This is a genomic window from Lactovum miscens (assembly GCF_014202895.1).
Lineage (GTDB): Bacteria > Bacillota > Bacilli > Lactobacillales > Streptococcaceae > Lactovum > Lactovum miscens.
The window spans coordinates 20,857-35,944 of record NZ_JACHHV010000008.1; the positions used below are offsets into that span (position 1 = coordinate 20,857).

14 protein-coding genes and 2 tRNA genes are annotated in these 15,088 nt (G+C 37.4%); 13 read left to right on the plus strand and 3 right to left on the minus strand.

All coding sequences use genetic code 11. The features are described from left to right. Nucleotides 1-6 precede the first annotated feature (6 nt). Nucleotides 7-3,420 (plus strand): pyruvate carboxylase, encoded by a 3,414-nt coding sequence (locus HNQ37_RS03325; RefSeq protein ID WP_183539304.1) that lies wholly within the window; start codon nucleotides 7-9, stop codon nucleotides 3,418-3,420. Between the two features lie 583 nt (nucleotides 3,421-4,003). Here the strand turns inward: HNQ37_RS03325 and rpmG are convergent. Together rpmG and rpmF are read right to left on the minus strand one after the other, a co-directional pair. Further along, nucleotides 4,004-4,153, minus strand: a complete 150-nt coding sequence (rpmG, locus tag HNQ37_RS03330) for a 50S ribosomal protein L33 (RefSeq protein ID WP_183539305.1) — start codon at nucleotides 4,151-4,153, stop codon at nucleotides 4,004-4,006. 15 nt (nucleotides 4,154-4,168) lie between these two features. Beyond that, nucleotides 4,169-4,342 (minus strand): 50S ribosomal protein L32, encoded by a 174-nt coding sequence (rpmF, locus tag HNQ37_RS03335; protein ID WP_183539306.1) that lies wholly within the window; start codon nucleotides 4,340-4,342, stop codon nucleotides 4,169-4,171. Nucleotides 4,343-4,595: 253 nt separating this feature from the next. Here rpmF and HNQ37_RS03340 point away from each other — a divergent pair, with 253 nt between their 5' ends. Together HNQ37_RS03340 and HNQ37_RS03345 are read left to right on the plus strand one after the other, a co-directional pair. Continuing rightward, nucleotides 4,596-6,383, plus strand: coding sequence for a heavy metal translocating P-type ATPase (locus HNQ37_RS03340; RefSeq protein WP_183539308.1), 1,788 nt, complete (start codon nucleotides 4,596-4,598; stop codon nucleotides 6,381-6,383). Nucleotides 6,384-6,710: 327 nt separating this feature from the next. Then, on the plus strand, nucleotides 6,711-7,244 hold the full coding sequence (locus tag HNQ37_RS03345) for a GNAT family N-acetyltransferase (RefSeq protein WP_183539310.1): 534 nt from the start codon (nucleotides 6,711-6,713) through the stop codon (nucleotides 7,242-7,244). 436 nt (nucleotides 7,245-7,680) lie between these two features. On the opposite strand, the gene HNQ37_RS03350 is transcribed toward HNQ37_RS03345, so the two are convergent. After that, nucleotides 7,681-7,766 (minus strand) — tRNA-Leu (locus HNQ37_RS03350). 136 nt (nucleotides 7,767-7,902) lie between these two features. On the opposite strand from HNQ37_RS03350, the gene HNQ37_RS03355 reads away from it, so the two are divergent. From HNQ37_RS03355 to HNQ37_RS03400, 10 genes are all read left to right on the plus strand, one after another. Continuing rightward, nucleotides 7,903-7,992 (plus strand) — tRNA-Ser (locus HNQ37_RS03355). A 165-nt stretch (nucleotides 7,993-8,157) separates the two neighbouring features. Further along, nucleotides 8,158-8,514: a ribonuclease P protein component gene (gene rnpA, locus HNQ37_RS03360; protein WP_183539370.1), complete on the plus strand. Its 357-nt coding sequence runs from the start codon at nucleotides 8,158-8,160 to the stop codon at nucleotides 8,512-8,514. After that, nucleotides 8,495-9,331 (plus strand): YidC/Oxa1 family membrane protein insertase, encoded by an 837-nt coding sequence (locus tag HNQ37_RS03365; RefSeq protein ID WP_183539313.1) that lies wholly within the window; start codon nucleotides 8,495-8,497, stop codon nucleotides 9,329-9,331. Before rnpA ends, HNQ37_RS03365 begins: the two co-directional genes overlap by 20 nt. 112 nt (nucleotides 9,332-9,443) lie before the next feature. Further along, nucleotides 9,444-10,367: an RNA-binding cell elongation regulator Jag/EloR gene (gene jag / locus HNQ37_RS03370; RefSeq protein WP_183539315.1), complete on the plus strand. Its 924-nt coding sequence runs from the start codon at nucleotides 9,444-9,446 to the stop codon at nucleotides 10,365-10,367. Nucleotides 10,368-10,469: 102 nt separating this feature from the next. Then, nucleotides 10,470-10,604: a 50S ribosomal protein L34 gene (gene rpmH, locus HNQ37_RS03375; protein ID WP_183539317.1), complete on the plus strand. Its 135-nt coding sequence runs from the start codon at nucleotides 10,470-10,472 to the stop codon at nucleotides 10,602-10,604. Nucleotides 10,605-10,807: 203 nt separating this feature from the next. Beyond that, on the plus strand, nucleotides 10,808-11,722 hold the full coding sequence (locus tag HNQ37_RS03380; RefSeq protein ID WP_183539319.1) for an aldo/keto reductase: 915 nt from the start codon (nucleotides 10,808-10,810) through the stop codon (nucleotides 11,720-11,722). 110 nt (nucleotides 11,723-11,832) lie between these two features. Further along, nucleotides 11,833-12,099 (plus strand): IreB family regulatory phosphoprotein, encoded by a 267-nt coding sequence (locus tag HNQ37_RS03385; RefSeq protein ID WP_183539321.1) that lies wholly within the window; start codon nucleotides 11,833-11,835, stop codon nucleotides 12,097-12,099. Nucleotides 12,100-12,110: 11 nt separating this feature from the next. Then, nucleotides 12,111-12,524: a Holliday junction resolvase RuvX gene (ruvX, locus tag HNQ37_RS03390; RefSeq protein WP_414672539.1), complete on the plus strand. Its 414-nt coding sequence runs from the start codon at nucleotides 12,111-12,113 to the stop codon at nucleotides 12,522-12,524. A 31-nt stretch (nucleotides 12,525-12,555) separates the two neighbouring features. After that, nucleotides 12,556-12,882, plus strand: a complete 327-nt coding sequence (locus HNQ37_RS03395; RefSeq protein WP_183539325.1) for a DUF1292 domain-containing protein — start codon at nucleotides 12,556-12,558, stop codon at nucleotides 12,880-12,882. 156 nt (nucleotides 12,883-13,038) lie between these two features. Further along, nucleotides 13,039-15,036 (plus strand): hypothetical protein, encoded by a 1,998-nt coding sequence (locus HNQ37_RS03400; RefSeq protein ID WP_183539327.1) that lies wholly within the window; start codon nucleotides 13,039-13,041, stop codon nucleotides 15,034-15,036. Nucleotides 15,037-15,088 lie beyond the last annotated feature (52 nt).

Below are 15,088 nucleotides of genomic sequence, written 5' to 3' on the forward strand. Positions count from 1 at the left end.
GAATTTATGAAAAAGTTACTTGTAGCCAATCGTGGTGAGATTGCAATCCGAGTTTTTCGTGCAGCCAATGAACTAGGATTAAAGACAGTTGCCATCTATGCAGCTGAAGATGAATACTCCATTCATAGGTTTAAAGCTGATGAAGCTTATTTAGTAGGTAAAGGCAGGAAGCCTATTGATGCTTATCTTGATATCAATGACATTATTCGTATTGCACATGAGTGTGGCGCAGATGCGATCCATCCAGGTTATGGTTTACTTTCAGAAAATCTAGACTTTGCAACTAAGGTGCGAGAGGCGGGATTGATCTTTATTGGACCAGAAAATAAACATTTGGATGTTTTCGGAGATAAAATCAAGGCCAAAGCTGCAGCAAAGGCAGCAAATATTCCAGGTATACCAGGAACTGAAGGAAGCGTTGATATTGATGGGGCTTTTAGTTTTGTAGAAAAATATAATTATCCTGTAATGATTAAGGCAGCACTCGGTGGCGGCGGCCGAGGGATGCGTGTGGCTCGCAATGACCAAGAGCTTCGTGAAGGCTATGAGCGCGCAAAATCGGAAGCATTGACTTCATTTGGGTCAGCAGATATTTACGTTGAAAAATACATTGAAAACCCGAAGCATATCGAAGTCCAAATTTTGGGAGATCAACATGGCAACATTATTCATCTTTATGAACGTGATTGTTCTGTGCAACGCCGAAATCAAAAAGTTATCGAAATTGCACCAGCGATTGGTTTATCTCTAAATTTACGACAACAAATTTGCGAAGCAGCTGTAAAACTCTGTCGAAGTGTCAAATATGTTAATGCTGGAACAGTTGAATTTTTGGTCAAAGATGATCAATTTTACTTTATTGAAGTCAATCCCAGAGTACAAGTTGAACATACTATAACGGAACTAATTACAGGGATTGACATTGTTACAAGCCAAATATTGATTTCTCAGGGAAAAAATTTACACAGTGAAATTGGAATACCAGAACAAGCTGAGATTTCCCTAATGGGATCAGCGATTCAATGCCGTATTACGACAGAAGATCCAGAAAATAACTTCTTGCCAGACACAGGAAAAATTAACACTTATCGTTCACCAGGTGGCTTTGGGGTCCGACTTGATGTTGGGAATGCTTACTCAGGTTATGAAGTGACACCGTACTTTGATAGCTTACTGGTTAAGGTTTGCACTTTTGCACATGCTTTTGAAGATGCCGCAAATAAAATGCATCGTGTTCTACGTGAGTTCCGTATTCGTGGTGTTAAAACCAACATTCCGTTTCTTATTAATGTTATTGATGATGAACATTTCACGAGTGGCCAAGCAAGTACAACCTTTATTGATAATACACCAAGCCTTTTCAATTTTCCTCGTCTAAGAGATCGAGGAAACAAAACTTTAAATTATATTGCTAATATCACTGTAAATGGATTTCCGGGAGTTGAGAAAGAAGGAAAAAAACATTTTGATGCTCCGCGTTTGCCGGAATATGATATTCAGAACATTCAAACTGCAAAAAATATTTTGGATGCGCAAGGTCCAGCTGCTGTTGTAAATTTTGTTAAAAAGACTCAGAATGTTTTATTGACAGACACGACATTCCGGGATGCCCATCAGTCACTAATTGCAACTCGTTTACGCACTCAAGATATGAAAAATATAGCCGAGACTATTGATCAGGGACTCCCTGAACTTTTCTCCGCTGAAATGTGGGGAGGCGCAACCTTTGATGTAGCATATCGCTTCTTGTCAGAATCACCTTGGTATCGCTTGCGCGAGCTACGTAAACGAATGCCAAATACACTTTTCCAAATGCTTTTTCGTGGTTCAAATGCCGTGGGTTATCAAAACTACCCTGATAATGTGATTGAAGAGTTTATCAAAATTGCGGCACGTGAAGGAATTGACGTTTTTCGGATTTTTGATAGCTTAAACTGGCTTCCACAGATGGAGAAGTCAATTCAAGCCGTTAGAGATGCGGGAAAAATTGCAGAAGCGACTATCTGTTATACAGGTGATATTTTAGATTCAAGTCGAACTAAATATAATTTAGAATACTATAAGAATTTAGCCAAGGAACTTGAAGCAACGGGTGCAAACATTTTGGCAATTAAAGACATGGCGGGATTACTCAAGCCACCAGCTGCCTATCGTTTGATATCCGAACTTAAAGACACGATTGATTTGCCAATTCATTTGCATACTCATGATACTAGTGGTAACGGAGTATATACCTATGGCGCCGCTGTAAGAGCAGGCGTGGACATTATTGATGTTGCAACAGCCTCTTTTGCTGGGGGAACTTCTCAACCTTCTATGCAATCAGTTTATTATGCTTTAGAAGGTAGTAATCGGCAAGCCGCTTTAAACATTCAGCATGCTGAACAAATTGACCACTACTGGGAAGATGTTCGTAAATATTATGCTCCATTTGAAGCAGGAATTGTGAGTCCTTCCACTGAGGTTTATCAACATGAAATGCCTGGAGGTCAGTATACCAATCTAAAGTCTCAAGCTGCAGCTGTTGGGCTTGATCATGAGTTTGATGAGATTAAGAGAATGTATGCCATAGTTAATAAGATGTTTGGTGACATTATCAAAGTTACACCAAGCTCAAAAGTTGTGGGCGACATGGCACTCTTCATGGTTAAGAATGAGCTGACAGAAGAAGATGTCTATGAAAAAGGCGAAGGCTTGAATTTTCCTGAGTCAGTTGTATCATTTTTTGCAGGTGATCTAGGTCAGCCAGTAGGTGGTTTTCCTGAAAAATTGCAATCTCTTATTTTAAAAGGTAAAGCTAAGATTACAGATCGTCCAGGAATGCATACTGAGGCAGTTAATCTTGAATCTGTTCAAGAGATGTTGACGAAAAAAATGGGCTATCAAGCAAAAGATTACCATGTTGTTTCCTACCTCATGTACCCACAAGTCTTCTTAGATTACCAGAAACATCTTGAGGAATTTGGAAGAGTTACACTTCTAGATACGACTACTTTCTTCTATGGTATGCGTGCCGGAGATAAGGTTGAAGTTCAAATTGAAAAGGGAAAAACGCTTATTATTCGTCTTGATGAAATTGGAAAACCAGATGTATTTGGGAATCGCGTACTCTTCTTTAACATGAATGGTCAGCGTCGGGAAATTGTTGTGAATGAGCTCTCCTTTGAGTCACATGTGGCAGTAAATCAGAAAGCGGAGCCACATAATAAACATCAAATTGGTGCAACTATGCCAGGTTCAGTTGGACCAATCTTTGTAAAGGTTGGCGATAAGGTCAAACGTGGTCAGGCGCTAATGGTAACGGAAGCAATGAAAATGGAAACAACCATTACCGCAGCTTTTGATGCTGAAATTTCAGCTATTCATGCAGTGACAGGAAAGAGTATTCAAGCTCAGGACTTATTGATTGAATTAAAATAAAGGCCAGTTTAATCGAAAGTTAAAAGGCCCTTCGAAATTGATTCAGGGCTTTTTTTCTTTTAGACAATTATTATTTTAGCTATTAAAAAATAATAATCAATTAAGCATTTCAGGAAGAAGCTGTTTATAGAAGTGATTGTGAAGAGTACATGTTCAGAGTTATTTCATCAAATTATCAGGGAGATTTCGAAAAAAATTTGAGAAACTATTTTGAGCTTTGAGAGAGGAAAATGAGAATTATAATCATATATACGACATCTCTTGCTCAAAGAAACCCAAATGACAACAGCTTAAGTGATGTGACCTCTAAAAATCGACATATGGATGAATTATTATCAAAGAAAATATTCTAATATCAGATACTTTTTAAAGTTTTATGAGTGGATAAATTAAATTTATAAAAAATTTATCTGGAAAAACAAAATGAATTTTTAAGGTAATAATATAACGCCTAAAAAACTAGCACTCATTTTAATGCTAGTTTTCTTATTACCTTTAATGCAATACAACGAAATTCATAATTTCAGAAGTTTCATTAGGTCAGGATTTGCAAGGCCCTATGAGGCCTAATGAACCCATGCTTTTATTTTACTTCTTTGAAAATTACGTGCTTCTTAAGTTTTGGAGAGTATTTTTTCAACTCGAGTTTGTCAGGTGTGTTACGTTTGTTCTTTTGAGTAAGATAAAGACGTTCGCCAGATTCTTTGTGCTCAAGTGTAATATTAACGCGCATTCTTAAGCCTCCCTATTATGCTTCTTTAGTGACCTTACGTCCTTTGTAATAACCCTTCAAAGAAACGCGGTGTGAATGATGATAGTCGCCTGTAGTTTCATCGAATGAAACAGATGGCGCAGTCAATTTATAGTGTGTACGACGAAGATTTTTCTTAGACTTCGAAGTGTGACGTGCTGGTACAGCCATTTTTTGGACTCCTTATTTTTAGTTCAGATATTTTTCAGATTTAGACTCTAGTCAAAATATATGCTTAGCTATTTTAGCAAAATGTACTAAGAAATGCAAGGGGGAGACTTCCCTTTCTTCAAAAGAGACGTAGGATGTTAAATATTGATGCTTTATCAAGATTTTTCCTAGATACAGCGTTTCACAATAAGGACAAAGTTCTTTGACAATCATTTTCTAACTTTATATCTAGCTTTTCTTTTATAATAGAGATATGAAAAACTGGAAAAAATTAGTATTGGCATTCACTGTGGCAATTGTAGCTCTTTTCGCTCAATTTGTTTTTGGTGATCCTTTTCTTGCGCGAATTATCGTAACTCTTGCAGGTTCTGTTTTAGCAATTACGATGTTTATTAGCATGGTTCAAACCTTACGTAAAGGGAGTTACGGAGTTGACTTACTTGCGATTACAGCAATTGCGGCAACTTTGATTGTTGGAGAGTATTGGGCTGCCCTCATCATTATAATCATGTTGGTTGGTGGTGAGTCATTAGAGGATTATGCTGCAGGTGTCGCAAGGAGAGAATTGACAGCTTTATTGGATAAATCTCCAGACAAAGCTCATATTAACCAGGAGGGGAAAGTTGTTGATGTGGCTCTAGACGATGTCAAGATTGGCTCACGTCTTTTAATCAAGCCGATGGAAGTTATCCCTATTGATGGTATCTTAGTCTCAAAACATGCAACTCTGGATGAAGCCTCGGTGACAGGTGAAACAAAACCTTATGAGCTCAATAAGGGGGATGATGTTTTATCTGGCTCAATTAATTCAAATATGGCAATTGAGATCGAAACGAAAGTGGAAGCAGCAGACTCACAGCTTCAAAAAATTGTAAGTCTCGTTCGAGAAGCAGAGTCTCAGCCAGCCAACTTTGTGCGTTTGGCTGATCGCTATGCTATTCCGTTTACGATAGCTGCGTATCTGATTGCGGGTGTGGCTTTTGCCATTACAAGGGATCCTATTCGTATTGCACAGGTCTTGGTTGTTGCGAGCCCTTGCCCCTTGATTTTGGCGGCACCGATAGCCTTTGTATCAGGGATGTCACGTTCGTCTAAGAATGGAGTTTTGATCAAAAACGGTATGATTATAGAAAAACTGGCTACAGCAAAATCAATTTTCTTTGATAAGACTGGAACCATCACGACGGGTAAATTAGCCGTTGATCAAGTGCTCCCTGAGGAAGGAGTTACGGCACTTGAACTCGAAGCCATAGTCTATGCGGTAGAAAAGTCTTCAAGCCATATTTTGGCTCGATCGTTTGCTGCCTACATTGTTGATAAGGAAATTCCTAATTTAGTCGTGACTGAAATTAAAGAAGTCCCAGGACTTGGAGTGACCGGGAATATTGGCGGTTCAATCATAAAGATTGGCCGTGCGAGCTATACCAATGCGCCAGAGAATCTGGAAGGAACTTCTTTTTATGTAGCAAGAGATGATCACTATATTGGTCGAGTGGTCTTCTCTGATCAATTGCGGGACGATGCCAAGCAAGTTATGGCTGAGCTTCATCGACTTAAAGTCAAAAATATCACGATGATAACTGGTGATAATCAGATGACAGCTAACAAAATTGCTTCCGAAGTTGGAATTGACCAAGTTCATGCACAATTATTACCTGAACAAAAACTTGAAATAGTTCGTATGGTCACTGAGAAACCAACGATTATGGTTGGAGATGGGGTAAATGATGCTCCAGCTCTTGCTCTGTCTGATGTGGGTATTGCAATGGGGATTGGTGAAAACACAGTAGCTAGCGAGACCGCTGACATAATTCTTTTAAAAAATGATTTGGCAGCTGTACCTAACGCGATAAAAATTAGCCGAGATACAATGACGATTGCAAAACAGGCGGTTTTAATTGGTATCTTTATCTGTGTCATCTTGATGCTGATTGCCGCAACTGGCATAATTCCTGCAACGATTGGTGCCCTCCTCCAAGAAGTAGTTGATACAGTCTCAATCTTCTATGCGTTGAGAGCCTTGGGTGGCCTTAAAAAGTAAGCACCAATATAAGAAATAGTATTTTCTTCGGCAAAAGGTTGATGGTGTAGTACTTTTTAAAAATCCGATAAGGATGTTTTTATTGCTACCTAGAAGAATGTCAAGCTAAGTAGAAAAATATTAACACCTTACGTACACATATGAATAATTTAGGGGCAATATTTCTCGCAATGATTATTATGGAAAGCGTCTTTTCCAAAGTTGCTTAAAAATTAATTGGAAAAATTGAAAATTTAAATATTTTTATCTTTCAGATTCATGCTTTTAAGGCTTAAATTTGTCTATGTTAACAAGTGAAAAAGATATTCTTGTTGATTTTGGGGTAGTATGTGCTATATAATTAATTCCGTAATTTTAGGAAAAAATATAGCTAATTTGGGGAAAATGGTAGGAACAAAAAGACTAATTACAAAAAGACTTTTATTAAGAAGATTGACTGAAAAAGATGGTGAGGAATTCTTTACAAATTGGGCTAGTGATACTGAAGTTACGAAATTTTTAAGTTGGAAGCCACACACTAGCATTGATGAAACAAAATACAGTTTAAATAAAAGAAAGGCTCTGTATAGCTTGCCCACTTATTACGATTGGGGAATTGTTACAAATGATGACCATATTCTCATAGGAACGATAACTGGTGTAAATGTTGTCCAAATTGAAAAAAGAGTAGAGATTGGGTATGTGATTGGAAAAAGGTGGTGGGGGAATGGCCATATGGCTGAAGCACTATCAAAAGTTATTTTCTATTTATATAACCTCGAAGGATATGAAAGAATTTTTGCCAAACATGATATTTTAAATATACAGTCGGAAAGAGTAATGGAGAAATGCGGAATGAAGAAAGAGTATTTGAAGAAATAGATATGAATGGAGAAGTACACATAAAATGCTTACATCGCTATATTGGATAATTCGGCTCATATAATTAAGACTAAGGAAAAGAGATAAACTTCTTACATACGCCGAAGTATGAAAAAATTAGTAGAAAAAATATTTCTGACAATTAATTTTATATTTCTCTCTGAAACCTAATTTCTTTTTTTCTACGAAAATTTTGAAATAAACCAATACCAAGGTAGGTATTGGTTTATTTCAATGATTGAGCAATATTAAAAAATAGCGTTTCACGATGTATGATCGCGGTTTTTGTACTGCAAAATTAATATACCAAAAGTGGAAGCAGCTCATCAACTGAGGTTTTCTATATTATATTATTATACAATACAAGTATATAATTCCTGCTCAAGTAATAAAAAGAAACCTCGTTTCATAAACGAGGTTTCTCAATGATCTGTCATGCGGAATGCGAGACTTGAACTCGCACCAGGAAAACTCCCGACAGGATCCTTAATCCTGCGCGTCTGCCAATTCCGCCAATTCCGCTAACTAGTACTCGAACATCTTATCAATTTATAAAAGCATTGTCAAGAGAAAAACTTCATAAAACCAATTTATTTAAAAGATGATTCGTGATTGACCAATGCCTTAATGAAGTGATATAATCTGAAATAGAGTTTTTGGAGCCATGGCACAATCCGGTACTGCAACGGACTCGAAATCCGTCGAACCTGTTTACGCAGGTGTACGAGTTCAAATCTCGTTGGCTCCTAATAATATTGAAGGCACATCACATCCGATGTGGCTTTTTTATTAAAGCAAAAGTCATCTTTAAGCATGGTAAGAGAAACGGGACACTTTGCTAAAGTTAATGCACTTTTCGTAGAAATATGATACAATATTCCAGTATAACGCTTACGAGGGAGCCTTTTTGGGAATTAAAAAATCATTTCGAGTCAAAAAATCTAATGATTTTGAGGCCATTTTTAAAGCTAAGAATAGTTTCGCAAATAGAGCATTTATTGTCTATATGGTGGAGAACGATAGGAAGCATTTTCGGGTTGGTTTATCTGTTAGCAAGAAATTGGGTCATGCGGTAACTAGAAATCGGATCAAACGTCTCATCCGAGCTGTTTTGAAAGATCTTAGACCAGAACTGGTTGAAAAAGACTTTGTTATTATTGCGCGTAAGGGGGTAGAAAATTTTACCTTTGCTCAAGTTCAAAAAAATCTCATACATGTGTTAACAAAATCAAAAATTATAAGAAGTACAGATGAAAAAAAAGAAAATTAAACGAATTAGCCTTGCTGGCGCAGCTGCGCTCGGCTTGCTTATACTCTCAGCCTGTTCAAAACCAGGTGTGACCAGTTCTTCAAATGGTCTTTGGAATCAGATTGTCTTCTGGTTTGCACAAATTATTCATTGGCTCAGTTTTGGCGGATCAATTGGTCTAGGTATTATTCTTATTACAATTATAATTCGTGCCGCTTTAATGCCACTAATGAGCTTGCAAATTAAGTCGTCTCAAAAGACACAAGAATTACAACCCCAGATTAAAGCACTTCAAGCGAAATTCCCTGGGAAGGATATGGAGTCACGTCGTCTACTGCAAGATGCCACTCAAAAACTTTATGCAGAAAATAAAGTTAATCCATATGCGGGCTGTTTACCTGTCCTTGTACAATTACCATTTTTGTGGGCGTTATATCAAGCCTTAATCAATGTTGACTTTGTTAGAATTTGGAATGTTCCAACGAATTTCTTCTGGCTGGATTTGACAGTTAAAGATCCAACCTATGTCTTACCTATTTTGGCAGCCTTGTTTACCTTTCTCAGTTCGTACTTAATGATGAAGTCTGCACCAGAACGGAATTCAATGACGCTATCAATGACGATCATTATGCCTATTTTCATCCTAATTATGGCGTTGAATTTCTCAGCTGGTGTGGCACTGTACTGGGTGGTATCAAATGCGTTCCAAGTATTCCAAACAATGTTGATTGCAAACCCTTGGAAAATTATTGCTGCACGTGATGCCAAGACACAAGCCGTTCTTGATAAGGAAAAGTCACGTGAGCGGGCTTTCCGAAAAGCCACTAAAAAGAAGTAAGAAGTATCCTCTGTATCCGTCCTTATTTCATGTATAAATGAAATGTGTCATTGAAAATTGAAGCCTACTCCTGGCGCTCAATCTATGAATAAAATAACCGGAGGTTAATAAAATGGCAACCTATACTGGAAACACAGTAGAAGAAGCAATTGAACGCGGTCTGAAACGTGAGGGAATTCCCCGCGAAAGTGCTCATATTGAAATAGAACAACGTGAATCAAACGGGATTATGGGATTTGGACGCAAACGTGCACGTGTTAGCATTGAACCTATTCGTGCAGATACAATTCGTCGTGCTAATCGTATGGCGACTCGTAATGTAGATCAATCAGACCTCGAAGTTGAACATGCAGAATCCGCAATGGAAGCAACTTTACGATTAAATAAAGTGATTAAGGCTGTGCGTGAGGCTGGTATTCAAGATGATGAAAATTTATCAGAAGAAGAGCGCAAAGAAAAAATTGAAGAAATTACAGCAGCTTCAAAATTTATTCCAGTTGAAGATATCTCAGCAGAAACAGTTGTAAATGTGGCAGAAAAGAAAAAAGGACCACAAATTTCACATGATGAACTTGCAAGTAAAATTGTTGAATATCTCAATGTTATCGTTGATGGGATGGATATTCAAGCTGAAATTTCATATGAAGAAACTCAAGAAGGTTTGAGTTTCAATATGAATTCAAATCATGATGCGCTTTTAATTGGAAAACACGGCAAGATCCTTGAAAGCCTTGAGGTATTAGCAAAAGCACTAGCTTCTGTATTAACTTCAGAGCGTGTGAATGTTAGTGTGAATGTAGGTGAATATCATGAGAAACGTGAACGTTATCTAATTAGTCTGGCAAAGCGTGCAGCAGATCGCGTTATCTCAACGGGTGAAGCTGTCTATATTTCTGATCTTCCAGCGCACGAGCGTAAAATCATTCACAACACATTGTCAGATTATCCAGAGATTGATAGTCACTCAGAAGGTCAAGGAACAAAGCGTTTTATCGTTGTTCAATTAGAAGATAACGAGACAAGTGAAGAGCACTAAAGAAAAAATTCTTGACAAAGTTCATTACGTGTACTATAATTTAACAGCATGCTTTAGGCAAGACCTAACAAGTATGAAGTATAGAGAAAGGATTTCCCAAAAATGAAACGTACTTATCAACCACATAAAAAGCCACGTAAGACTACACATGGTTTCCGCGCTCGTATGGCTACTAAAAATGGCCGTCGCGTCCTTGCAGCACGTCGTGCTAAAGGCCGTAAGAGCTTAACAGTCTGATAAAAATTTGCTCCTTTAGGGGCTTTTTTTATTTTTCTAACTTTACTCTCTATCTTATTATCCAAATAATTTCTTGAAAAAGATGAGAATGTCACAAAATTGTTAAGAAATGTGAACGCTTAAATGTTATAATTTTAAAACAGGGTCAAATATAAGATAATTTGTATTTGGGTTAAATTATAAAATGGAGGTTTTTTTCAAGGATGAAAAGAATTCAAATTGGCGAAATGTCAGCTTCTCAAGTGGTACTTGGTATTATGAACTTTACGGAGCCAGATAAAGATACAGTTAGAGCACTTGAAGTCGCTGCGGAAGGTGGGATTAACTTCTTTGATAATGCAGATATCTATGGTGGTGGTGAGTGTGAAAAAATTTTTGCAGATTCATTTGGAAAATCAACTTTAAAACGTGAAAATGTCTATATTCAGTCTAAGGTGGGTATCGTGCCGGGAAAAGAATTTAACTTCACGAAAGAACACATTATTGAGGCTACAGAAGGCTCTATGAAGCGTTTAAAAGTTGACTATCTTGATAGCTTGCTTTTGCACCGACCAGATACTTTAATGGAACCTGAAGAGGTTAATTATGCTTTTGAGGAGTTAAAAAAAGCTGGGAAAGTGCGTTATTTTGGTGTATCAAACCAAAATTCAGGTCAAATTGAACTTCTGAAAACTGCAGTAAAGGTTCCACTTTTGATGAATCAACTCCAGTTTTCTTTGACAAATACTGGAATGATCGACTCCGGTTTCCATGTGAATATGGCTGATGCCCGTAGTATTGATCATGATGGTGGAATTCTTGAGTATAGTCGTGCCCATAAGATGACAATTCAAGCTTGGTCACCTTTCCGATATGGTTTATTTGAAGGCTTTTTTGTTGGCAACCGTGAAAAATTTCCTGATTTGAATGACAAGTTAGAAGAGCTGGCAGAAAAATATGGGGTGACACCAGATGGTATTGCAATCGCTTGGATTAATCGCCATCCAGCAAATATGCAAACAATTATAGGCACAGTTAATCCGACTCGTATTAAGTCAGTGACAGATGCAAGTGATGTAATTTTGACTCACCAAGAATGGTATGATCTTTACCTATCAGCAGGAAACGATTTGCCTTAAGGGTTTTGTCCATTTTTTGGATGGTGAACTGGAAAATTATCATAAAGTAAGTTATAATTAGTTCAAATAGGTGTGAGTTTATCGGCTTGCATGAATATTTGGAGGTAAATATGAGCTTTAATGATGAAACAATGCGTTTTGATTTACGTGATTTTTCACAAAATGAAATTCAAGCGACATTGACAAGCGTTTACTCAACCCTAAGTGAAAAAGGTTATGAACCGATCAATCAAATCGTAGGCTATCTTCTTTCTGGTGATCCGGCTTATATTCCTCGCCATAATGAAGCAAGGGCTAAAATGAGCCGTTTAAATCGTGATGACATTGTTGAGGAGTTGGTTAAATCCTATCTTAGAACAACGGGGACTATACATTGATCGGTCGTTTAATGGGACTTGATGTTGGCTCAAAAACAGTTGGTGTTGCTATTTCAGACCCTTTGGGTATAACAGCCCAGCCAGTCGAGACTATTAAAATTGATGAAGCAACTGGCGAACTAGGTTTTGATCGATTGTCCGAACTAATTCAGGCACATAGACCAGTTAAATTAGTACTGGGTCTACCAAAGCACATGAATAATGATGAAGGTTTGCGTGCTGAAGCAAGTAGGTTTTATGGTGCAAAGATTGTTGAAAAATTTGGCATTACAGTTGACTTTCAAGATGAACGTCTAACGACTGTTCAGGCCGAAAAGGTCTTGATTGCAGGTGGAACACGCCGAGAGAATCGAAAAAAGTATATTGACAAATTGGCGGCAGTCTTAATATTACAAAATTATCTAGATGCCCACTCTGCCTTTTAGTTGAAGAGTGTTCTTACAAAGGAGAATCGAAATGACAGAACATACACATGACCATGATCAGGAATTGGAAGACGAAGAACGTTTGATTACCCTCATTGATGATGAAGGGAATGAAGTCCTTTTTGAGGTTGTTTTGACGATTGATGGGAAAGAAGAATTTGGTAAGAGCTATGTTCTTCTTTTGCCGGCTGGACTAGAAGATGATGAAGATGCCGAAATATCAGTTTACAGCTTCACTCAAAATGAGGATGGCACTGAAGGAAACTTGACACCAATTCCAGAAGATGCAGAAGACGAATGGGCAATGATCGAAGATGTCTTTAACCAATTTCAAGAAGAAGTGGAAGAGGAAGATTGATTCTATTTTAAAGGAAAAGAAATCTTTTCCTTTTTTTGTATATAAATTTAACGATTAATATAATCGGTGGGTCTAAGAGGTCTACTTTACGTAAACGAATTGTAAAAAGTTCGTCTTTTTGATAAAATGACTTGGTATACCAATAAAGGAGCTCATTTGAAAGAGGAAGAAAAGAAAGGCCCGACCTATAGTCGGACAACTCGCCGACTCAATCAGGTGTTCGAGTCAAGACTAAAGAGAACCAATAAGACATCGAATCAAGATAGAAATGAAGAAGAGGTTGAGGCATCTGAATTTAGTCAACCTAATTTGAAAAGAAATATAGCAATCAGTCACAGAACGGTACCGGGATTTTTCAAGTCTCATCAGAATCATTTGAGTGAGAACCACCTGGATCCAATACAAACAGATTCAGAAGATAATGAACAGGAACTAAAGGTAAGTGAAGGACCTCACCCGCTTGATCAATATATCGCAAGCTCAGGTGAATTTTCGAACTCTTTTGAGACCTATTTATCTTCACTGAAGAGTGATGGTGATGAAAGTGATACCCAAGCCTTAAAAGCCTTAAAAATTTCTGATTTAGAAGATGATATGGTTTCCCTGACAAATTCTGATTTTCTTGGGTTGAGTAGTGTCAGTAGTAATCAAGAAGATATTGAAGGTAATTACAACGAAGTTGATGCTAGCGAAAGTGTGTCTCGTTCGGTTTTTTTGATTCCAAACAGCGTTTATTATATACAACTTCTGGTTGTTGCTTTTTTGGGAAGCCTCACTTTCTATAGCTTTCCTTTGATTCATCGAGTGGCAACTGGAGCGGCAGTTAACAATCTTTATGCTGCTTTTGCAATGAATCATAGTATATCACCTTATATTCAGCTATTTGGCTCTGCGGGCCCGCTTTATTATCTTCTGAATCAAGTTGGAAACATTAATGGAAGTACTTGGATACTTTGGTTGATTGAAGTTTTGATGGTTTGGTTATCAGCTGTATCACTTTTTAAGATTTTTGATAATCTGCTTGATAGCAAGAGGCTAAGTTCAGTGATTTCTGCTTCTGTGACCTTTATGTTGGCTGGTTTGTCACTGGGGGGGGCGCAGCCTATTCTCTTCGCAATGCCTTTTGCCTTATACGGTTTCAGAGTTCTCAACCGTTACTTTATGGATGATGAAGCTGCAAAAGATGAGGTAATATTGCTTTATGGTGCAGCTGGTGCGATTGCGAGTTTGTTTTTCCCAATCTTCCTTCTTCTTTTTGTACTTGGCGTCCTTGGCCTTATTGGCAGTAACATCTCGCGTGGAAATTGGGGAAGAGGCTTTTATCAACTTTTATGTGGCTTAATGGGGGCTGTACTTGTCTATGCAGTTGTGGGTTACTATACACTTACGAGCCAAATTTTCTTTCCAGTTATAGAACAAGCAGTGACTCTTCCATTTACTCATTTAAACTTATCCTTAAATGGATTGATGAACCTTGGCATTTCATTAGTCATTGTTTTACTGTCTGGACTTCTATCAAGTTGGCTGCTAGGTTTCTATTATGTGAGCAATGGGCACCATCGAATTTGGTCAGTATTCCTTTTGATTGCTGGATTCTTAAGTTTGGTTTTAATTTCATTTCAAAAAGAGTACAGCCCTGCAAATGCATTTGTAATTCTTCCTTTTGTTGTGATGTTTATTGGGTTGACTATTGATCGAAAGGCTTATCAAGAGAAAATTGAAGAATTTAGTTTGGTTGGCTCTTTAAGCCAATATTTAAAGGCAACTAGTTTCTTTCCGATTGTTGCTTTGCTACTAATTGTTGCTTTCCCTTTTGTAAATAATACAATTAATGCAGATAAAATAAATTCTGAAAAGGTGATTTCTTCATATATTGATCGAAACACCTCAATTAAAGACCAAGTCATTCTAGTTGCTGACAATAATAGTATTGACTATTTAGCTCAACGCGTTTCAACTGTGACAATGCCACCAAGTTATTATCCTGTATCCTATTCACAGACTTATGATATTAACTTAGCGTCCTCTAAAGCTAAGTATGTCGTTGTACAGAATAGCAAGAAGTTGTCTGATTCTGTCAAATCTACTTTGAAGACAAGTTATACAGAAGTAAATCTTAAAGATACAAACTTTACTGTGTATAAGCTGAAATAATTTGTTTTATTTTACTAAAAAGGTTCTCTTGTGGAATCTTTTTTGTTTTCAA

What these genes read in the sequence shown, in the direction of transcription:
- HNQ37_RS03385 (WP_183539321.1), top strand. Translation starts at nt 11,833, where the DNA reads ATGAGCTTTAATGATGAAACAATGCGTTTTGATTTACGTGATTTTTCA.
- rpmH (WP_183539317.1), top strand. Translation starts at nt 10,470, where the DNA reads ATGAAACGTACTTATCAACCACATAAAAAGCCACGTAAGACTACACAT.
- HNQ37_RS03395 (WP_183539325.1), top strand. Translation starts at nt 12,556, where the DNA reads ATGACAGAACATACACATGACCATGATCAGGAATTGGAAGACGAAGAA.
- ruvX (WP_414672539.1), top strand. Translation starts at nt 12,111, where the DNA reads ATGGGACTTGATGTTGGCTCAAAAACAGTTGGTGTTGCTATTTCAGAC.
- rpmG (WP_183539305.1), bottom strand. Translation starts at nt 4,153, where the DNA reads ATGCGCGTTAATATTACACTTGAGCACAAAGAATCTGGCGAACGTCTT.
- HNQ37_RS03340 (WP_183539308.1), top strand. Translation starts at nt 4,596, where the DNA reads ATGAAAAACTGGAAAAAATTAGTATTGGCATTCACTGTGGCAATTGTA.
- jag (WP_183539315.1), top strand. Translation starts at nt 9,444, where the DNA reads ATGGCAACCTATACTGGAAACACAGTAGAAGAAGCAATTGAACGCGGT.
- rpmF (WP_183539306.1), bottom strand. Translation starts at nt 4,342, where the DNA reads ATGGCTGTACCAGCACGTCACACTTCGAAGTCTAAGAAAAATCTTCGT.
- HNQ37_RS03325 (WP_183539304.1), top strand. Translation starts at nt 7, where the DNA reads ATGAAAAAGTTACTTGTAGCCAATCGTGGTGAGATTGCAATCCGAGTT.
- HNQ37_RS03380 (WP_183539319.1), top strand. Translation starts at nt 10,808, where the DNA reads ATGAAAAGAATTCAAATTGGCGAAATGTCAGCTTCTCAAGTGGTACTT.
- HNQ37_RS03345 (WP_183539310.1), top strand. Translation starts at nt 6,711, where the DNA reads ATGTGCTATATAATTAATTCCGTAATTTTAGGAAAAAATATAGCTAAT.
- HNQ37_RS03365 (WP_183539313.1), top strand. Translation starts at nt 8,495, where the DNA reads ATGAAAAAAAAGAAAATTAAACGAATTAGCCTTGCTGGCGCAGCTGCG.